Origin of the sequence: Pseudolysinimonas sp. (assembly GCF_051954455.1) — a bacterium.
In the GTDB taxonomy this organism is placed as follows: domain Bacteria; phylum Actinomycetota; class Actinomycetes; order Actinomycetales; family Microbacteriaceae; genus Pseudolysinimonas.
This window is the reverse complement of the sequence record NZ_JBQCHS010000020.1, coordinates 105,096-124,375: the sequence shown is the minus strand read 5'-3', so window position 1 is coordinate 124,375 and position 19,280 is coordinate 105,096. Positions and strand designations below refer to the sequence as shown.

Here is a 19,280-nt window from a genome sequence, read left to right as displayed (position 1 = left end):
CCCTTTATGCTCGCTCCGTGCGCAGCGCAGGGGTGATCAGACGAGCCGTCGTCGTGGCTCTCGCGGTCGCGTTCGTCACGGGCGGGATCGGTCTCGCCGCCCCCGCCGACGCCTCGACCGACACCGCGCCCACGCCCGCACCGGCTCCCGCCATCCCGGCCATCGTCGACCCCATCGTGCGGCACGTCTTCCGGCTCGACGCTCTCAACGGAGTCCGCTACACGCCGAACGCCCGCAACGTCGCGCTGCGCACGTCGCCGGATGCGCCCCTGCTCCTCTTCCTCCCCGCCACGCGCGCCGTCCCCGAGAACTACCGCGAGTTCCTCGACACCGCCGGCTCCGCCGGGTACCACGTGCTCGCGCTCGACTACTGGAACCGCGGCCGCTCCGTCGCCCAGACCTGCGCCCGCGACGCCCGCTGCTACAGCGACCTGCAGGCCAACCGTTTCGACGGCAGCCATCCCACCCGGTTCTCGTCGATCGCGCCCAGCGACTCGATCCGTGCCCGCCTGGTACATGCCCTCGGAACGCTGGCGACCCGCGATCCGATGGGCGGCTGGGGACGTTTCCTCGACGGCGACCGGATCCGATGGGACCGCATCGTCCTCGCCGGGCACTCGCAGGGCGGAGGCGAGTCGGCCTTCATCGCGCACGGGCGCCGGGTCCAGGGAGTGCTCCTCTTCGGCTCGCCCGTCGAGTCCGACCAGGGTGTGACGGCCGCGTGGATGGCGCACCCGGGCGTGACGCCGATGTCGCGTTACTACGCCCTGGATTCCGCCCACGACATGTACGCCCAGCGGATCGCCGGATCGTGGCACGCGTTGCGGCTGCCCGGAACCCCGCGCACGATCGCGACGAGCGCCCCGACCCGGGTGGGTCATCAGCTGGTGACCGACTACGCGCTCGGCACAGCCGGGCAGTCGCACAGCCGGTTCATCAGCGACCGCGGACCGCGCGGCCGACGGGACATCCCGCTGTTCCGAGGGGTCTGGCTCGCGATGCTGAACGCCGTCCGGGGACCTCTCGTCTCCAGCTGACGCCGACCGCCGACCCGATAGCATGAGCCGATGCGCTCGTCGGCATCCGGGCTCGCGGACCTCATCGCGCAGCGAGCCGCCGACGACCCCGGCCACGTCCTCTACGAGGATGCGCGATCGCACCGGGCGGTGACCGCCGGAGACCTGTCGCGGCTGACGGCTGCGTGGGCCGACCGGTTCATGCAGGCGGGACTCGGCCCGTCGGCGAGCGTCCTCATCGACACGGATGACGTCCTCGCGACCGCCGTCCTGCAGGTGGCGGCCATCGCGGCCGGCCATCGTGCCGTCACGATCGACCACGGGTCCGGTCGTGAGGAGCCGTCGCGGATCGCCGGGCTCATCCGCGGTGCGGGCATGACCGTCGGCGATCGGGGGGAGGAGCGCTCCGTCGCCGGCGCACCGTGGACGGCGGTCGGCGACGACCTGCTGCCCGCGGCGATGCGGGAGGGCACCGCCGCCCCGGGGGCCGACCCCGCCGGCTCCGGTGCCGCCGTCCTCTTCACGTCCGGATCCACCGGCACGCCGAAGGGGGTCGAGCTGCTCGAGCAGCAGCTCCTGTTCGTCGCCCGCCGGATCGCCGAGCACCACGGGCTGACACCGGCCGACCGCGGCTTCAACCCGCTTCCGCTCTCGCACGTCAACCCGCAGGTCGTGGGCGTGCTCGCGACCCTGGTCGCCGGCTCGACCCTCGTCCTCGACGCACGTTTCCGGCGCACCGGCTTCTGGGAGCTGCTGCGCGAGCGCCGCATCACCTGGCTGAACGCGGTGCCCGCGATCCTGGCCGTCCTCGCCCGCACCGGTGAGCTGGATCCGCCCGACGGGCTGCGCTTCATCCGCTGCGCCTCGGCGCCCCTGCCCGACCACGTGCGCGAGGCCTTCGCCGGCATCCCGTTCATCCTCAGCTGGGGGATGACCGAGGGCGCGAGCCAGATCACCGCCACCGACCCGCAGGACGCGGCCACCGTCTCGGGCGTGGGGCTTCCGCAGGGGTCGGAGGTCGAGGTCCGTGGGGAGGCGGGGGAGCTCTGGGTGCGCGGCCCCGGCATCGTCCGCCGCTACCTCTTCGACGCCGCCGCCGACCGCTTCGACGACGACGGCTGGCTGCGGACCGGCGATGTCGGGTCCGTCGACGTGGACGGCCGGGTCGCCCTGGCGGGACGCAGCGACGACGTCATCAACCGCGGCGGCGAGAAGGTGTACCCGGCCGACGTCGAGGAGGTGCTGCTGGGCGACGCCGGCGTGCTGGAGGCCGTGGTCGTGGGCCGCCCCGACGACATCCTCGGGCAGGTGCCGGTAGCGTACGTCATCCCGGTGCCGGACGGCGGCCTCGAGGTCGACGCGCTCCGCGCCCGCTGCGAGGAGCAGCTGCCGCGCTTCAAGCGCCCCGTCGAGATCCTCGTCGTCGACGACCTGCCGCGCGCCCCCGCCGGCAAGGTCCGGCGCTCCGAGGTGCGACGGATCGCCGCGGAGCCCACGGCGTGAGGCGGCTGTACGAGGTCGACGTCGTCCGCATCCTGACGTTCGCCTGCGTCATCGGCGTGCACGTCACGAGTCACACGGTGGCCTCCGACAACGTCCCGCTCTACGGTCTCCTCGGTCTGCTGCACTTCACGCGCCTCGTCTTCTTCTCGCTGACGACGTTCGTCCTGCTGCTCGGGCAGCTGAACCGACCGCGGCCGATGCGGCAGTTCTGGCCGAAGCGGTTCCTGCTCGTCGGGGTCCCGTACGTCGTCTGGTCGGTGATCTACTACGCCGCCTCCAACCTGCACAGCGGATCGCAGAAGGAGCCCGTGCAGTGGCTGGTGGACCTGCTCTACCGGATCGTCACCGGTTCGGCGTGGTACCACCTGTACTTCCTGCTCGTGACGATGCAGGTGTACCTGCTGGTGCCCCTCATCGTGTGGTTCGTGCGCAAGACCCGGGGTCATCACGCGCTGGTGCTCGCGGTCTTCTTCGTCCTGCAGCTCGCGGTCACCGCGGTGTACTTCTACGAGCCGTTCGGCGACCTCGGCTGGTACGGCGACGCGGAGAAGCAGTTCTTCTGGAGCTACTCGTTCTTCATCATCGCGGGAGCGATCGGCGCGGATCACGCCCGCGGTCTCCTCGACGCCGTGCGCCGACGTCGCGGCACGATCGGCCTGATCGTCGCGGGGGGCGCCGTGCTGGCGCTCGGAGTCTTCGCCGTTCAGCGATGGGTGCTCGGCTACCCGCTCTACCAGGCCGGATCGCCGCTGCAGCCGGTCATCATGGTCTGGGCGGTGTGCGTGGGACTCGGGTTCCTCGCGCTCGGCAGCTGGTGGGCGGATCGACGGGTGCCCGACTCGCGGTTCTCCCGCGCCGTGGACCGGGTCTCCGACCGCTCGTTCGGCATCTTCCTCGTGCATCCGATGATCCTGTGGGTCCTGCTCTGGATCGGCGACGACTGGGTGCCGGACCACGTGATCGATCCGTGGCTCACCCTGGTGGCCTACGTGACGGTGATCGTGCTGTCGTACGTCGTCGCCGACCTGGCGCGGAGGTCGCCGCTCAGCCTCCCGCTCGCGGGGCGGCGCTGGCGGAGCTGAGGCGGCTCAGCCCGCGTCCGGCACGCGCTCGTCCTCGGGCGCGATCGGATCGACCTGCTTCGGACGCATGACGCCGGCGAGGATCGTCGCGGCGACCAGGATGCCGACCGACAGGCCGAACGGGAAGGCGAAGCCGCCGGTCGCGTCGACGAGCGCGCCGACCACGATCGGGGAGAGGATGCCGGCGACGCCGAAGCCGGTGTTCATCATGCCGCTCGCCGTCCCCGACCAGGTGGGGGCGACGTCCATCGGGATCGACCACAGCTGCGCGTTGGTGAGCTCGAGGAAGAAGAACGAGATCGCCAGGCACACGACGGCGGTCGTGAGCGACGGCGTGAACACGAGCGGCGCCATGAAGACCGCCGACCCGATGAAGCCGACGAGCAGCAGGGTCCGGCGGGCGAGACGGGCGTCGCCCGTCCTCTTGAGGATCGCGTCGCTCAGCACGCCGCCCAGGGTGTCGCCGACGACGCCGCCGACGAGGACGAGCGAGGTGAGCAGGCCGTACTTCGAGACATCCTGCTTGTAGGTGGTCGAGAGCAGCTGGGGGATCCAGGTGAAGAAGACCCACGCGACCCAGCCGTAGCCGAAGTCGACGAGCGTGACCGGGAGGATGCTCCGGATCAGGCGCTTCCACGGCACCGGCGGACGATCTGCCGCCTTCGGGATGTCCATGCTCGAGGGCAGCGGGCGGCCGCGCAGCGCCTTCACGTCCCGCGGACGGTCGCGGAACATGATGTACCAGATGACGGCCCAGAGGGCGCTCAGGATGCCGACCGAGATGAACGAGAACCGCCACCCGCTCATCTGGATGAGCATCGCGACGATGATGGGCGCGGCGGCCGTGCCGAGCCGGGACGCGGAGTGCACGATGCCCTGCGCGAACCCGTTCATGCTGCGCGGCATCCAGCGCGACATCGCCTGGGTCGCGGTCGGGAAGGTGGCCGACTCGCTGAGCCCCAGCACCGCGCGGGCGACGAGCAGCGTCACGAGCCCGACGGCCATGCCGGTGAAGACCGTCGACAGGCCCCACAGGAGGCCGAGGATCAGCAGGCCGAGCCGCGGGCCGAGCTTCTCGCCGACCCAGCCCCCCGCGACCTGCAGGAGCGCGTAGAACAGGGAGAAGACCGACGCGGCGAGACCGAACTCCGCATTGGTGAGGCCGAACTCCTTGATGATCTCCGGTCCGGCGGTCGCGATGTTGTTGCGGTCGAAGTACGAGATGAAGTACATGACGCACAGCAGCACCATGACCATGACGCGGCGTCGGGTGAGGATCGTCGCCACAGAGGCCCGGGCGGGCGCGTGCTTCTGCTCCAGGGACGTCGACACGCGTTCACCTTAGGGACATCTCAGAGCGGAGGATCCGGTTCCCAGCGTTTGCATAAGGTCGCCCAGCGGACGTCGGAGGTCGCGCCTAGCCTGGAGACCATGGTCCAGCCCACCCGCTCCGTGCGCCCGTTCGAGGTGATCAGCGAGTACCAACCCTCGGGCGACCAACCGCAGGCGATCCAGGAGCTGGCCCATCGTGTGCAGGCCGGCGAGACCGACATCGTCCTCCTCGGCGCGACCGGCACCGGCAAGTCGGCGACGACGGCCTGGCTCATCGAGCAGGTGCAGCGCCCGACCCTCGTGCTCGCGCACAACAAGACGCTCGCCGCACAACTGGCCAACGAGTTCCGCGAGCTCATGCCGAACAACGCGGTCGAGTACTTCGTGAGCTACTACGACTACTACCAGCCCGAGGCCTACGTGCCGCAGACGGACACCTTCATCGAGAAGGACTCGTCCATCAACGCCGAGGTCGAGCGGCTGCGGCACTCCACGACCAACTCACTGCTCAGCCGGCGCGACGTCGTGGTCGTCTCCACGGTCTCCTGCATCTACGGTCTCGGCGCCGCGGAGGAGTACCTGGGCGCCATGACCGCGCTGCAGGTGGGGGAGCACATCTCGCGCGACCGGCTCGTGCGTCGCTTCATCGGCATGCAGTACGAGCGCAACGACGTCGACTTCTCCCGCGGCAAGTTCCGCGTGCGCGGCGACACGATCGAGATCATCCCGGTCTACGAGGAGCTCGCCGTCCGGATCGAGATGTTCGGCGACGAGATCGAGGCGCTGTACTCGCTGCATCCGCTCACCGGCGACGTGGTGGCGAAGCTCGACGCCGTCTCGGTGTTCCCGGCCACCCACTACGCGGCCAGCCCGGAGTCGATGCACCGCGCGATCGGCACGATCAAAGAGGAGCTGGCGGAGCGGCTGGCCGAGTTCGAGCGCCAGGGCAAGCTCCTCGAGGCGCAGCGGCTGCGCATGCGCACGACCTTCGACCTCGAGATGATGGAGCAGATCGGCTTCTGCTCCGGCATCGAGAACTACTCCCGGCACATCGACGGTCGCAACCCCGGTGAGCCGCCGAACACGCTGCTCGACTACTTCCCGGACGACTTCCTCGTCGTCATCGACGAGTCGCACGTCACCGTGCCGCAGATCGGCGCGATGTACGAGGGCGACGCGTCGCGCAAGCGCACGCTCGTCGACCACGGCTTCCGCCTCCCGAGCGCGCTCGACAACCGGCCGCTGCGCTGGGAGGAGTTCCTCGAGCGGGTCGGGCAGAAGGTCTACCTGTCGGCGACGCCGGGGCGGTACGAGCTCGGCATGGCCGACGGAGCCGTGGAGCAGATCATCCGCCCGACCGGACTCATCGACCCGGAGATCGTCGTGAAGCCGAGCAAGGGGCAGATCGACGACCTGCTGGAGGAGATCCGGCTGCGCGCCGAGCGCGACGAGCGCGTGCTCGTGACGACGCTCACGAAGAAGATGGCGGAGGAGCTGACCGCGTTCCTCGGCGAGCACGGGGTCCGCGTGCGGTACCTGCACTCCGATGTCGACACGCTCCGCCGCGTCGATCTGCTGACGGAGCTGCGCGCCGGCGTCTACGACGTCCTCGTCGGCATCAACCTGCTGCGCGAGGGTCTCGATCTGCCCGAGGTCTCGCTCGTCGCGATCCTCGACGCCGACAAGGAGGGGTTCCTCCGCTCCGGCACGTCGCTCATCCAGACGATCGGCCGCGCGGCGCGCAACGTCAACGGCCAGGTGCACATGTACGCCGATCAGATCACCGACTCGATGCGCAGCGCGCTCGACGAGACGAACCGCCGGCGCGAGAAGCAGATCGCCTACAACCTCGAGCACGGGATCGACCCGCAGCCGCTGCGTAAGCGCATCTCCGACATCACCGCGGTCCTCGCGCGCGAGGAGGCCGACACCGCGGCACTGCTCGCCGGGCGCTCGACGCCGGACGGCGCGAAGCGCCGCTCGCCGACGCCGAACCTCCGCCGCGAGGGCATCGGCGCGGGCGGCGCCAACGAGCTGGAGGCGATGATCGCCGACCTCAACGGCCAGATGCTGCAGGCGGCCGGCGAGCTGAAGTTCGAGCTCGCGGCCCGCATCCGCGACGAGCTGCAGGACCTCAAGAAGGAGCTGCGCTCGATGGAGGCCGTCGGGCACGCGCGCTGACCCCGCCCGCCAGCCGAATGTCGGTGGTCTTCGTAGGATGGGGGGAGTGTCGATCTCACCCGTTCCCAGCCCGCAGAAGCTGAGCGTCCGCGGCGCGCGGGTGCACAATCTCAAGGACGTCGACCTCGAGATCCCGCGCGATTCGATGGTCGTGTTCACGGGTCTGTCGGGGTCCGGCAAGTCGAGCCTTGCGTTCGACACCATCTTCGCGGAGGGGCAGCGCCGGTACGTCGAGTCGCTGTCCGCGTACGCGCGGCAGTTCCTCGGGCAGGTCGACCGGCCGGACGTCGACTTCATCGAGGGACTGAGCCCGGCGGTGTCGATCGATCAGAAGTCGACCAACCGCAATCCGCGTTCGACGGTCGGCACGATCACAGAGATCTACGACTACATGCGTCTCCTCTGGGCGCGCATCGGCATCCCGCACTGCCCGATCTGCGGCGAGCCGATCCAGCGGCAGACGGTGCAGCAGATCGCCGATCAGCTCATGGAGCTGCCGACCGGCACCCGCTACCAGGTGCTCGCGCCGATCATCAGCCAGAAGAAGGGGGAGTTCGTCGACCTCTTCAAGGAGCTGACGGCGAGCGGCTACTCGCGCGCGGTCGTGGACGGCGAGACGGTGCAGCTGTCCGATCCGCCGAAGCTCAAGAAGCAGTACAAGCACGACATCTCGGTCGTCGTCGACCGTCTCGTCGCCGCCGACGACCTGCTCGGTCGGGTGACCGACTCCGTCGAGACCGCCCTCGGCCTCACGCAGGGCATCCTCGCCGTCGACTTCGTCGATGAGCCGGCCGAGTCGAAGGAGCGCATCCGCACCTTCAGCGAGAAGCTCAGCTGCCCGAACGGCCACCCCATCGCGCTCACCGAGATCGAGCCGCGCACATTCTCGTTCAACGCGCCGTTCGGCGCCTGCCCGGAGTGCTCGGGCCTCGGCACGAAGATGGCCGTCGACCCCGATCTTCTGATCGGCGACCCGACCCTGACGCTGAACGAGGGCGTCATCCTGCCCTGGAACCAGGGCGGCAAGGGCGTGTACAGCTACTTCAGCCGGCTGCTCGAGGGGCTCGCCCGCGATCTCGACTTCGATCTCGACACCCCTTGGCAGGACCTGTCCGACCAGGTGCGGACCGCGATCCTCGAGGGCAACGACTTCGAGGTGCAGGTCCAGTGGCGCAACCGCTTCGGCCGCACGATGAAGTACTCCACGGGCTTCGAGGGCGTCATGCCCTACATCGAGCGCAAGTACCTCGAGGCGGAGAGCGACTACTCGCAGGCCCGCTACGGCGAGTACCTGCGCGAGATCCCCTGCCCGGTCTGTCACGGCGCGCGGCTGAAGCCCGAGGTGCTGGCGGTGCACGTCGCGGGCGTCAGCATCTCGGCGGTGGCGGAACTCAGCCTCCTCGAGTCGTACGCGTTCATGGAGAAGCTCGAGCTGACCGCACGCGAGGCGAAGATCGCTGCGGCGGTGCTGCGCGAGATCCGCCTCCGCCTGGAGTTCCTGCTGGAGGTCGGCCTCGGCTACCTCACGATGGCGCGCGCCGCGGCGACGCTGTCGGGCGGCGAGGCGCAGCGCATCCGGCTGGCGACCCAGATCGGCTCCGGCCTCACGGGCGTGCTCTACGTGCTCGACGAGCCGTCGATCGGCCTGCACCAGCGCGACAACCGCCGCCTGATCGACACCCTCGTCAAGCTCAAGAACCTCGGCAACACGCTCATCGTCGTCGAGCACGACGAGGACACCATCCGCACCGCCGACTGGATCGTCGACATCGGACCGGGGGCCGGCGAGCACGGCGGTCTCGTCGTCCACTCCGGCGACTACCCGTCGCTGCTCGACAACCGCGAATCGGTGACCGGCGACTACCTCGCCGGACGGCGCGCGATCGAGATGCCGACCAGCCGGCGGCCCGTCGACCGGAAGCGGCTCATCACCGTCGAGGGCGCGAAGGCGAACAACCTGCGCGACGTGACGGTCGAGTTCCCGCTCGGCACGTTCACCGCCGTCACCGGCGTGTCGGGGTCGGGCAAGTCGAGCCTCGTCAACGACATCCTCTACAAGGTGCTCGCGAACACCCTCAACAACGCGCGCCAGGTGCCGGGGCGGCATCGCCGGGTGACGGGGCTCGAGAACCTCGACAAGGTCGTGCACGTCGACCAGGCGCCGATCGGCCGCACCCCGCGGTCCAACCCGGCGACGTACACGGGCGTCTTCGACCGCATCCGCACCCTGTTCGCCGAGACCATCGAGGCGAAGGCGCGCGGGTACCAGCCGGGGCGGTTCAGCTTCAACGTCAAGGGCGGTCGCTGCGAGACCTGCCAGGGCGACGGCACGATCAAGATCGAGATGAACTTCCTGCCCGACGTCTACGTCGTGTGCGAGACCTGCAACGGCGCGCGCTACAACCGCGACACGCTCCAGGTGCACTACAAGGGGAAGAACATCGCCGAGGTGCTCGACATGCCGATCAGCGAGGCGGCGGAGTTCTTCGAGCCGATCAGCGCGATCCACCGCTACCTGCGCACCCTCGTCGACGTCGGCCTCGGCTACGTCCGGCTCGGGCAGAGCGCGACCACGCTCTCCGGCGGCGAGGCGCAGCGCGTCAAGCTCGCGACCGAGCTGCAGAAGCGCTCCAACGGCCGCAGCGTGTACGTGCTCGACGAGCCGACGACCGGGCTCCACTTCGAGGATGTGCGGAAGCTCCTCCTCGTGCTGAACGGGCTCGTCGAGAAGGGCAACACGGTCATCGTCATCGAGCACAACCTCGACGTGATCAAGAGCGCCGACTGGATCATCGACATGGGCCCCGAGGGCGGGTCCGGCGGGGGGCAGGTGATCGCCACCGGCACGCCGGAGGAGATCGCGGTCACGAAGGGCAGCCACACGGGCGTGTTCCTCAAGGAGCTGCTCGATGCGGAGGCCGTGGGCGCGGGCCGGGTGATCTCGGCCCCGCAGCGGCGCCGGAAGGCCGGCTGATGGCGTCCCTCGGCATGTCCGGGCCGGGGCGCGTCGCCCTCGACGGCGAGTCGAGCCGCTCCCCGGCGGACCTCGCTCGCCGCGCCACCCGCGACTGGCGCCCGAAGCCCTCCGAGATCCCGACCAGCCCCGGCGTCTACCGGTTCCGCGGTGCGGGCGGGCGCGTGCTCTACGTCGGCAAGGCGATCAACCTCCGGTCACGCCTGTCGAACTACTTCCAGCCCCTCGGCAACCTGCACCAGCGCACCCGCCGCATGGTGATGACCGCAACGGGCGTCGAGTGGACGGTCGTCGGGAGCGACGTCGAGGCCCTGCAGCTCGAATACACCTGGATCAAGGAGTTCGATCCGCCGTTCAACGTCAAGTTCCGCGACGACAAGAGCTATCCCTACATGGCGGTCACGCTCGCGGACGAGGCGCCCCGGGTCATGGTCACCCGCAACCATCGGATCCCGGGTGCGCGGTACTTCGGCCCGTACCCGAAGATCTGGGCCGTGCGCGAGACCATCGACCTGATGATCAAGGCGTTCCCGATCCGGACGTGCTCGGACTCCAGCTACCAGCGCGCGATGCAGACCGGTCGTCCCTGCTTCCCGGGCCAGATCGGCCGCTGCTTCGGTCCGTGCTCCTACACCGTGACGGTCGAGGAGCACCGCGCCGTCGTCGACCAGTTCGTCGCGTTCATGGCGAGCCACGACACGAGCGTCATCACGCACCTGCGCCGGGCGATGCAGAACGCCTCCGCGGCGATGGAGTACGAGGAGGCCGCGCGGATCCGCGACCGGATCCAGGCGCTCGAGAACGTGCTCGAGAAGTCGGCCGTCGTGCTGCCGGAGACCGCCGAGGCCGACGTCTTCGGCGTCGAGGAGGACGAGCTCGCCGCCGCGATCCAGCAGTTCGTCGTCCGCGGCGGCCGCATCCGCGGTGTGCGGAGCTGGGTCGTCGACAAGGAGCTGGATCTCACGACCGGCGAGCTCGTCGAGCAGATGCTCGAGACGGCATACGAGACGGACACCCCGCCGCGCGAGATCATCGTCCCCGCCGTCCCGGCCGACGCGACCGCGCTCGAGACCTGGCTGGCCGGGATGCGGCCGCGCGGGGGAGCGGTCACCATCCGCACCGCGCAACGCGGCGACAAGGCGCGCGTGATGGAGAACGCGACCATGAACGCGCGCCAGGCGCTCATCCTCTACAAGAACCGTCGCTCGGCCGACTACGTCGCCCGCACCGAGGCGCTCAACGACATCCAGACCGCGCTCGGGCTGCCCGAGGCGCCGCTCCGGATGGAGTGCTACGACGTCTCGCACCTCGGCGGTACCAACATCGTCGCCTCGATGGTGGTCTTCGAGGACGGCCTGCCCAAGAAGAGCGCTTACCGCAAGTTCGCGATCCCGGGCTACGCCGACGACCTCGAGTCGCTGCACCAGGTGCTGAGCCGCCGCCTCGCCCACCTCGACGACGAGGACGTCGCGGGGGTCGAGGAGGACGTGCCCGCCGGCGACGACGACGATGACGCGCCCCTCGCGGCGGAGGAGGGAACGGTCGCCCAGCGTCGCAAGCGCCGCTTCGCCTACCGCCCGGGGCTCATCCTCGTCGACGGCGGTCAGCCGCAGGTGGAGGCCGCGGCGCGCACCATGCGCGAACTCGGCATCCACGACATCCCGGTCGCCGGGATCGCCAAGCGGCTCGAGGAGATCTGGCTGCCCGGGCAGGACTTCCCGGTGATCCTGCCGCGCAACAGCGAGGCGCTGTTCATGATCCAGCGGATCCGCGACGAGGCGCACCGCTTCGCCATCACCTTCCAGCGGCAGAAGCGTCGGAACGACATCGGATCCCAGCTCGCCGAGGTGCCGGGTCTCGGGCCGGCCCGCGTGAAGACGCTCCTCAAGCACTTCGGCTCGGTGAAGCGGCTCCGCGCCGCGAGCCGGGACGAGATCGCCGCCGTCAAGGGCATCGGGCCGGTGCTGGCCGAGTCGATCGTCGTGCGGCTCGGCGAGGGCGCCTCCGCACCGGCAGAATAGGACCATGACGTCGGACCGGCAGATCCTCGTCGTGACGGGCATGTCCGGGGCGGGACGATCGACCGCCGCCGACGCTCTCGAGGACCTCGGCTGGTTCGTGGTCGACAACCTTCCGCCGCAGATGCTGCGGCCGCTCGTCGAGCTGGCCGAGCACACCGGCGACAGCATCCCGCGGGTCGCGGCGATCGTCGACGTACGCGGGGGCAAGCTCTTCGCCGACACCGAGTCGGCGCTCGAGTCGCTGCGAGGCACCGCATCCGAGGTGCGCCTCGTGTTCCTGGAGGCCACCGATCAGGCGCTCGTGCGGCGGTTCGAGCAGGTCCGGCGCCCGCATCCGCTGCAGGGCCACGGCACCCTGCTGGACGGCATCACGGCCGAGCGGGCGCGGATGGCGGAGCTGCGCAGCCAGAGCGACATCGTCATCGACACGAGCGACCTCAACATCCACCAGCTCGCGGCGCTCATCACGGAGCAGTTCTCCGAGTCCGCCGACCAGACCACGCGCATCGCCGTGCAGAGCTTCGGATTCAAGTACGGCCTGCCCTCCGACGCCGATCTCGTGGCCGACTGCCGGTTCCTCCCGAACCCGTTCTGGGTGCCCGAGCTGCGGCCCCTCGACGGCCTCGATCCGAGCGTGGAGCGCTACGTCCTGGAGCAGGAGGGGGCGACCGAGTTCATCGACGCGTACGTCCGGGCGCTGACCCCCGTGCTGGCCGGGTACCGTCGCGAGAACAAGCGGCACGCTACGATCGCTATCGGATGCACGGGCGGGAAGCACCGCTCGGTGGCCATCGCGGAGGAGCTGGGGCGCCGGTTGCGCGCCCTGCCGGATCTGACCGTGAGCGTCAAGCATCGAGATCTGGGCCGCGAGTAGACGACGGCCGGAAGGGCGGAGCGCGTGGCATTGACCGCCGACGTCAAGGAGGAGTTGGCGGCCGTCGAGGCCGGGCGCACCTCGGTCCGAGCGGCCGAGCTGGCCGCGATCCTGCGGTTCTCGGGCGGCCTGCACATCATCTCGGGCCGGATCGCGGTGGAGTCGGAGCTCGACTCGCCGCAGATCGCCCGCCGGGTGCGCAAGGACCTCGCCGAGCTGTACGGCGTCCGCAGCGAGGTGTCGGTGATCTCCGGCGGCAACCTGCGGCGCGCGAGCACCTACCTCGTGCGCGTCCTCGACGGCGGCGAGACCCTCGCCCGCCAGACGGGGCTCCTCGACGCCCGCCGCCGCCCCGTGCGCGGCCTTCCCAACCGCCTGACCACCGGGTCGCGGGAGGAACTCGCCGCCGTCTGGCGCGGGGCCTTCCTCGCCCACGGCTCCCTCACCGATCCGGGCCGCTCCGCCGCGCTCGAGGTGAGCGCCCCCGGCAACGAGTCCGCGATGGCGCTCGTCGGCGCGGCCGGCCGCCTCCACATCGTCGCCAAGGCGCGCGAGGTGCGCGGCGTGCACCGCGTCGTGATCCGCGACGGGGAGTCGATCGCGGCGATGCTCCGGCTCATGGGCGCCGACCGCACCGTCGCGTCGTGGGAGGAGATGCGCCAGCGCCGCGAGGTCCGGGCGACCGCGAACCGGCTCGTCAACTTCGACGACGCGAACCTCCGCCGCAGCGCCCAGGCGGCCGTCGCCGCCTGCGCCCGCGTCGAGCGCGCGCTCGAGATCCTCGGCGACGAGGTCCCCGATCACCTGCGGTACGCGGGGGAGCTCCGCCTCGCCCACCGCGACGCGAGCCTCGACGAGCTGGGGCACCACGCCGACCCGCCGATGACGAAGGACGCGGTCGCGGGGCGCATCCGCCGCCTCCTCGCCATGGCCGACAAGTCGGCCTCCGACCGCGGGATCCCGGGCACCGACGCGAACCTTCCCGAAGGCTTGGAGTAGCCCCTCCGACCCCGGCGCGGAGGGGGCTCGGATCACTAGATTCGAGTCATGGCCGAATACACGCTGCCCGATCTCCCGTACGACTACGCAGCCCTCGAGCCGCACATCAGCGGCAAGATCATGGAGCTGCACCACGACAAGCACCACGCGACCTACGTCGCGGGCGCCAACACCGCCCTCGAGAAGCTCGCGGAGGCGCGTGACAGCGGCGACCTCGCCAACGTCAACAAGCTCGAGAAGGACCTCGCGTTCAACCTCGGCGGTCACGTCAACCACTCGATCTTCTGGACCAACCTGACCGGCGACGGCCAGGGCCGCCCCGAGGGGAACGAGCTCGCGAGCGCGATCGACGAGTTCTTCGGCGGGTTCGACAAGTTCCAGGCGCACTTCACCGCCGCGGCGACCGGCATCCAGGGCTCCGGCTGGGCCGTGCTGTCGTGGGACCCGGTGGGCAAGCGCCTCATCATCCAGCAGCTGTTCGACCAGCAGGCGAACACCGCGCAGGCGACCATCCCGGTCCTCCAGCTCGACATGTGGGAGCACGCCTTCTACCTCGACTACCTCAACGTCAAGGCCGACTACGTGAAGGCGTTCTGGAACATCGCCAACTGGGAGAACGCCGCGCAGCGCTTCACCACCGCGCGGGAGAAGACCGAAGGCCTGCTGCTACTGTCGTAATCGGCGACGCGGCCGGGCCCGGACCTCGTGATCCGGCCCGGCCGCCGCCGTCCAACGCCACCACCACACCCCTACGAGCGGCGCGCGGACGCGCGTCCGGCAAGGAGACACTCCCGTGCCCGTCAAGATCGGCATCAACGGCTTCGGCCGCATCGGTCGCAACTACTTCCGCGCCGCCCTCGCCAAGGGCGCCGACGTCGAGATCGTCGCGGTCAACGACCTCACCGACAACAACGCTCTCGCCAACCTGTTGAAGTACGACTCGATCACCGGTCGCCTCCCCGCCGAGGTCTCGGTCGAGGGCGACAGCATCGTCGTCGACGGCAAGCCGATCACGGTGTTCGAGGAGCGCGACCCCGCCGCCTTGAAGTGGGCCGACCACGGCGTCGACATCGTCATCGAGTCGACCGGCCGGTTCACCAAGGCCGAGGACGCCCGCAAGCACATCGACGGCGGCGGCGCCAAGAAGGTCATCGTCTCCGCCCCCGCGACGGGCGACGACGGCACGTTCGTCATGGGCGTCAACGAGGGCACCTACGACCCGGCCACGATGCACGTCCTGTCGAACGCGTCGTGCACCACGAACTCCCTCGCCCCGCTCGCCAAGGTCTTCAACGACGCCTTCGGCATCGAGCGCGGCCTCATGACGACGGTCCACGCCTACACTGCCGACCAGAACCTGCAGGACGGACCCCACGGCGACCTGCGCCGCGCCCGCGCCGCCGCGATCAACATCGTCCCGACCTCGACCGGCGCCGCGAAGGCCATCGGCCGCGTGCTCCCGGAGCTCAACGGCAAGCTCGACGGCTACTCGCTGCGCGTGCCGGTGCCGACCGGATCGATCACCGACCTCACGGTCACCTCGTCGCGCGTCGTCACCATCGACGAGGTCAACGCGGCGTACAAGGCCGCAGCCGAGGGCCCGCTCAAGGGAATCCTGCGCTACTCGGAGGACCCGATCGTCTCGAGCGACATCGTCACCGACCCGCACTCGTCGATCTACGACGCGCCGCTGACCAAGATCATCGGCGACCAGGTGAAGCTCTACGCCTGGTACGACAACGAGTGGGGCTACTCGAACCGCCTCGTCGACTTCACCGAGTACGTCGCGGCCCGCCTCTAAGCGGATGGCGCTGCGCACCCTCGAGTCGCTGGGCGAGCTGTCCGGCAAGAAGGTCATCGTCCGCTGCGACCTGAACGTGCCGCTTGACGGCGGCACCATCACGGACGACGGACGCATCCGGGCGTCGCTCGGCACCCTCCGCGAGCTGACGGCGGCCGGGGCACGGGTCATCGTGATCTCGCACCTCGGCCGGCCGGGCGGCGAGGAGAAGCCGGAGTTCAGCCTCGCGCCCGTCGCAACGCGGCTCGGCGAGCTCCTCGACGCGCCGGTCGCGTTCGCGGCGGACACGGTCGGGCACGACGCAGAACGCGCCGTGGATGCGCTCGAGGACGGCCAGGTCGTCGTCCTCGAGAACCTGCGCTTCCACGGGCGCGAGACCTCGAAGGACGCCTCCGAGCGCGAGGAGTTCGCGACCCGGCTGGCGCGCTTCGGCGATGCGGTCGTGGAGGACGGCTTCGGCGCCGCGCACCGCAAGCACGCGAGCGTGTGGGAGCTCCCGAAGCTGCTCCCGAGCGCCGCCGGCCGGCTCGTGCAGGCGGAGCTCGAGGTGCTCGAGCGCCTGACGACGGGGGAGCCCCAGCGCCCGTACACCGTCGTGCTCGGCGGCTCGAAGGTCAGCGACAAGCTCGGCGTCATCGACGCACTGCTGCCGCGGGTCGACCGCCTGCTCATCGGCGGCGGCATGCTCTTCACCTTCCTCAAGGCCCAGGGGCACGCGATCGGGAAGAGCCTGCTCGACCAGGACGGGCTCGACGCCGCCCGCGGCTACCTCCGTCAGGCGGAGGAGCGGGGCGTGGACCTCGTGCTGCCGACCGACGTCGTGGTCGCGGATCGCTTCGGCGCCGACGCGGCGCACCAGGTCGCCCCGATCGACGCGATCGAGGCGACGCCTGCGGGCGCCGACGGGATCGGTCTCGACATCGGCCCCGACACGGCCGCCCGGTTCGCGGACCTCGTCCGCGGCTCGGCGACGGTGTTCTGGAACGGCCCGATGGGCGTCTTCGAGCTCGAGCCGTTCGCCGCGGGCACCCGCGCCGTGGCCCAGGCGCTCACCGAGGTCGACGGCCTGAGCGTCGTCGGCGGTGGCGACTCCGCGGCCGCCGTCCGACAGCTCGGGTTCTCCGACGACCGGTTCGGCCACATCTCGACGGGCGGCGGCGCGAGCCTCGAGTTCCTCGAGGGCAAGGCGCTGCCGGGGCTCGAAGCACTCGGATGGGAGCAGGCATGACCGGGCGCCGTCCGCTGATCGCGGGCAACTGGAAGATGAACCTCGACCACCTGCAGTCGATCGCCTTCGTCCAGAAGCTCGCCTGGACCCTGCGCGACGCCAAGCACGACAAGGGCGCGGTCGAGGTCGCGGTGTTCCCGCCGTTCACCGATCTGCGCTCCGTGCAGACGCTCGTCAACTCGGACGAGCTGCCGATCGCCTACGGCGGTCAGGATCTCTCGGCGTTCGACAGCGGCGCCTACACGGGCGAGATCTCGGGCGCGTTCCTGCACGCCCTCGACTGCCGGTACGTCATCATCGGTCACTCCGAGCGACGGCAGTACCACCACGAGACGGACGAGACCGTGGCGACGAAGGTGGCCGCGGCCTTCCGTCACCAGCTGATCCCCGTCGTGTGCGTCGGCGAGACGGCCGAGGATCTCGAGACCCACGGCGCGAGCGCGATCCCGGTCGCGCAGCTGCGCGAGGCGCTGGCCCCTGTCACCCGCGGATCCGAGGTCGTTGTCGCGTACGAGCCGGTCTGGGCGATCGGTTCGGGTCAGGCGGCGACACCCGCCCAGGCCCAGCAGGTATGCGCGGCGCTCCGCGCCGTCGTCGCCGAGGTGCTCGGCGAGGACGCGGGGGCCGCGACCCGCATCCTCTACGGCGGCTCGGTGAAGGCCGCCAACATCGCCTCGTTCATGCGCGAGGCGGACATCGACGGCGCCCTGGTCGGCGGTGCGAGCCTCCTCCTGGAGGAGTTCGCGAGCATCGCGCAGTACCAGAAGCACGTCGGCATCTGAGTACAATCTCCTGAGCCCCTGTGAGGGGCGTCCCGACTCGAAGGGCCCGATGTGGCAATCCTCCAAGTGATCGTCGAGGTCATCCTCGGCATCACGAGCCTGCTCCTGACGCTGCTGATCCTCCTCCACAAGGGTCGCGGAGGCGGTCTCTCGGACATGTTCGGAGGCGGCGTCACGTCCAACCTCGGCGCCTCCGGCGTCGCGGAACGCAACCTGAACCGGATCACCGTGGTGCTGGGGCTCGTCTGGGTCACCTGCATCATCGTGCTCGGGCTCACGATCAAGTTCGCGAACAGCTGATGGCGTCCGGCGGCAGCGCGATCCGGGGATCGCGGGTGGGCTCCGGCCCCATGGGCGAGCAGGATCGCGGATACCACGCGGATCGCGTGCAGGTCTCGTACTGGGACGCGCTCGGCAACGAGACCGTCCGCTACTTCGCGGCGAACCTCCCGGCGGAGGAGATCCCGGACGTCATCGACAGCCCGAGCTCGGGTCTGCCGGCCGGGCGCGACAAGGACAACCCGCCGCTGCTCGCGAAGACGGAGCCCTACAAGACGCACCTCGCCTACGTGAAGGAGCGCCGCTCCGACGAGGAGGCCGCCCAGCTGCTCGACGAGGCGCTGCAGCAGCTGCGCCAGCGTCGCGGGACCGCGGCGCCCTCGAAGCAGGCGACGGCCGGTCACTCCGCGGGGGAGTCGTCCTCGGCGGTCCAGTAGTAGCTGGGGGCGATGAGGTTCGCCGGCACCTCGGCCGCGGCCTCCTGATCGACGAAGAACACCGTGCGCTTGCGCCCCTCGATGCCCGCGACCGGCACCGAGCTGACGCTCGCGCCCGCGAGGGCGAGACCGAGCGCCCCGGCCTTGTCCGGCCCGGCGAGCACCATCCAGCACCGGTCCGACGCGTTGATGATCGGGAGCGTGAGGCTGAGCCGCTCCGAGGGCGGCTTCGGCGAGTCGGTCTCCGCGACGACGACGTGCTCCGTGTCGCGGATCCCGGCGTGGTCGGGGAAGAGCGAGGCGATGTGCCCGTCCTCACCGACGCCGAGGAAGGTGATGTCGAAGCGCGGGGCGCGCGCGCCCTCGGGCGCAGCGGCGAGCAGCTCGGCCGCGTACGCGTCGGCCGCGGCCTGGATGTCGGCCTGCTCGCCGGGTGCCGGCAGGCTCTTCACCTGGGCCGGGTCGAGGTCCAGCGCGTCGAGCAGCGCCGCCTTCGACTGGGTGTCGTTGCGCTCCGGGTCGCCGACCGGCAGGTAGCGCTCGTCGCCCCACCAGAAGGTGATCCGGCTCCAGTCGACCGAGCCGCGGGCGGGGGAGTCGGCGATCGCCTGCAGCACCGCCGACCCCATGGTCCCGCCGGTCAGGCAGACATCGGCGTGGCCGCGCTCCTCCAGGACGTCGACGATCTTGGTGAGGAACCGGGCGGCGACGGCGCCGGCCAGCGCCTGCTTGTCGGGATGGACGAGCACGCGGCGTTCATTGGACACGGAT

16 protein-coding genes are annotated in these 19,280 nt (G+C 70.4%); 14 read left to right on the top strand and 2 right to left on the bottom strand.

The annotated features are described in order from the left end of the window. The first annotated feature begins 17 nt into the window (after positions 1–17). From ACTHM3_RS09760 to ACTHM3_RS09750, 3 genes are read left to right on the top strand one after another with little or no spacing between them, the layout of a single operon-like run. On the top strand, positions 18–1,037 hold the full coding sequence (locus ACTHM3_RS09760; RefSeq protein ID WP_440405899.1) for a BPSS1187 family protein: 1,020 nt from the start codon (positions 18–20) through the stop codon (positions 1,035–1,037). Between the two features lie 30 nt (positions 1,038–1,067). Beyond that, positions 1,068–2,519 carry a class I adenylate-forming enzyme family protein gene (locus ACTHM3_RS09755; protein ID WP_440405898.1) on the top strand — a complete coding sequence of 484 codons (1,452 nt, stop codon included), beginning with the start codon at positions 1,068–1,070 and terminating at the stop codon, positions 2,517–2,519. After that, positions 2,516–3,601, top strand: a complete 1,086-nt coding sequence (locus tag ACTHM3_RS09750) for an acyltransferase (RefSeq protein ID WP_440405897.1) — start codon at positions 2,516–2,518, stop codon at positions 3,599–3,601. The genes ACTHM3_RS09755 and ACTHM3_RS09750 overlap by 4 nt, the downstream gene beginning before the upstream one ends. A 6-nt stretch (positions 3,602–3,607) precedes the next feature. Here ACTHM3_RS09750 and ACTHM3_RS09745 read toward each other — a convergent pair whose 3' ends face one another. After that, positions 3,608–4,933, bottom strand: a complete 1,326-nt coding sequence (locus tag ACTHM3_RS09745) for an MFS transporter (protein WP_440405896.1) — start codon at positions 4,931–4,933, stop codon at positions 3,608–3,610. Positions 4,934–5,032: 99 nt separating this feature from the next. Here ACTHM3_RS09745 and uvrB point away from each other — a divergent pair, with 99 nt between their 5' ends. From uvrB to ACTHM3_RS09690, 11 genes are all read left to right on the top strand, one after another. After that, positions 5,033–7,114, top strand: coding sequence for an excinuclease ABC subunit UvrB (gene uvrB / locus ACTHM3_RS09740; RefSeq protein ID WP_440405895.1), 2,082 nt, complete (start codon positions 5,033–5,035; stop codon positions 7,112–7,114). A gap of 37 nt (positions 7,115–7,151) precedes the next feature. Further along, entirely contained in the window at positions 7,152–10,088 is a 2,937-nt protein-coding gene (uvrA, locus tag ACTHM3_RS09735) for an excinuclease ABC subunit UvrA (protein ID WP_440405894.1), read from the top strand. A 14-nt stretch (positions 10,089–10,102) separates the two neighbouring features. Further along, the gene (uvrC, locus tag ACTHM3_RS09730) at positions 10,103–12,109 is read left to right on the top strand and encodes an excinuclease ABC subunit UvrC (RefSeq protein ID WP_440405930.1); all 2,007 of its coding nucleotides are present in this window, start codon (positions 10,103–10,105) and stop codon (positions 12,107–12,109) included. Between the two features lie 4 nt (positions 12,110–12,113). Next, the gene (gene rapZ, locus ACTHM3_RS09725; RefSeq protein WP_440405893.1) at positions 12,114–12,983 is read left to right on the top strand and encodes an RNase adapter RapZ; all 870 of its coding nucleotides are present in this window, start codon (positions 12,114–12,116) and stop codon (positions 12,981–12,983) included. Between the two features lie 24 nt (positions 12,984–13,007). Then, complete coding sequence (gene whiA, locus ACTHM3_RS09720) at positions 13,008–13,982, top strand: DNA-binding protein WhiA (RefSeq protein WP_440405892.1); 975 nt, start codon at positions 13,008–13,010, stop codon at positions 13,980–13,982. 48 nt (positions 13,983–14,030) lie between these two features. Next, positions 14,031–14,660, top strand: a complete 630-nt coding sequence (locus tag ACTHM3_RS09715) for a superoxide dismutase (RefSeq protein ID WP_440405891.1) — start codon at positions 14,031–14,033, stop codon at positions 14,658–14,660. A 115-nt stretch (positions 14,661–14,775) separates the two neighbouring features. Continuing rightward, the gene (gap, locus tag ACTHM3_RS09710) at positions 14,776–15,783 is read left to right on the top strand and encodes a type I glyceraldehyde-3-phosphate dehydrogenase (protein ID WP_440405890.1); all 1,008 of its coding nucleotides are present in this window, start codon (positions 14,776–14,778) and stop codon (positions 15,781–15,783) included. A gap of 4 nt (positions 15,784–15,787) precedes the next feature. Further along, the gene (locus tag ACTHM3_RS09705; RefSeq protein WP_440405889.1) at positions 15,788–17,011 is read left to right on the top strand and encodes a phosphoglycerate kinase; all 1,224 of its coding nucleotides are present in this window, start codon (positions 15,788–15,790) and stop codon (positions 17,009–17,011) included. Beyond that, positions 17,008–17,793: a triose-phosphate isomerase gene (gene tpiA, locus ACTHM3_RS09700; protein WP_440405888.1), complete on the top strand. Its 786-nt coding sequence runs from the start codon at positions 17,008–17,010 to the stop codon at positions 17,791–17,793. The genes ACTHM3_RS09705 and tpiA overlap by 4 nt, the downstream gene beginning before the upstream one ends. Before the next feature lie 51 nt (positions 17,794–17,844). Further along, on the top strand, positions 17,845–18,093 hold the full coding sequence (gene secG / locus ACTHM3_RS09695; protein WP_440405887.1) for a preprotein translocase subunit SecG: 249 nt from the start codon (positions 17,845–17,847) through the stop codon (positions 18,091–18,093). After that, positions 18,093–18,509, top strand: a complete 417-nt coding sequence (locus tag ACTHM3_RS09690) for an RNA polymerase-binding protein RbpA (RefSeq protein ID WP_440405886.1) — start codon at positions 18,093–18,095, stop codon at positions 18,507–18,509. The genes secG and ACTHM3_RS09690 overlap by 1 nt, the downstream gene beginning before the upstream one ends. Here the strand turns inward: ACTHM3_RS09690 and pgl are convergent. Further along, a complete protein-coding gene (gene pgl / locus ACTHM3_RS09685; RefSeq protein WP_440405885.1) occupies positions 18,473–19,276 on the bottom strand; it encodes a 6-phosphogluconolactonase in 804 nt (267 codons plus the stop codon). The genes ACTHM3_RS09690 and pgl overlap by 37 nt on opposite strands. Positions 19,277–19,280: the final 4 nt, after the last annotated feature.

Excerpts from the sequence above, each read along its gene's own strand:
- ACTHM3_RS09755 (WP_440405898.1), top strand. The coding sequence starts at position 1,068 with ATGCGCTCGTCGGCATCCGGGCTCGCGGACCTCATCGCGCAGCGAGCC.
- uvrB (WP_440405895.1), top strand. The coding sequence starts at position 5,033 with ATGGTCCAGCCCACCCGCTCCGTGCGCCCGTTCGAGGTGATCAGCGAG.
- uvrA (WP_440405894.1), top strand. The coding sequence starts at position 7,152 with ATGGGGGGAGTGTCGATCTCACCCGTTCCCAGCCCGCAGAAGCTGAGC.
- uvrC (WP_440405930.1), top strand. The coding sequence starts at position 10,103 with ATGTCCGGGCCGGGGCGCGTCGCCCTCGACGGCGAGTCGAGCCGCTCC.
- rapZ (WP_440405893.1), top strand. The coding sequence starts at position 12,114 with ATGACGTCGGACCGGCAGATCCTCGTCGTGACGGGCATGTCCGGGGCG.
- ACTHM3_RS09715 (WP_440405891.1), top strand. The coding sequence starts at position 14,031 with ATGGCCGAATACACGCTGCCCGATCTCCCGTACGACTACGCAGCCCTC.
- ACTHM3_RS09705 (WP_440405889.1), top strand. The coding sequence starts at position 15,788 with ATGGCGCTGCGCACCCTCGAGTCGCTGGGCGAGCTGTCCGGCAAGAAG.
- tpiA (WP_440405888.1), top strand. The coding sequence starts at position 17,008 with ATGACCGGGCGCCGTCCGCTGATCGCGGGCAACTGGAAGATGAACCTC.
- ACTHM3_RS09690 (WP_440405886.1), top strand. The coding sequence starts at position 18,093 with ATGGCGTCCGGCGGCAGCGCGATCCGGGGATCGCGGGTGGGCTCCGGC.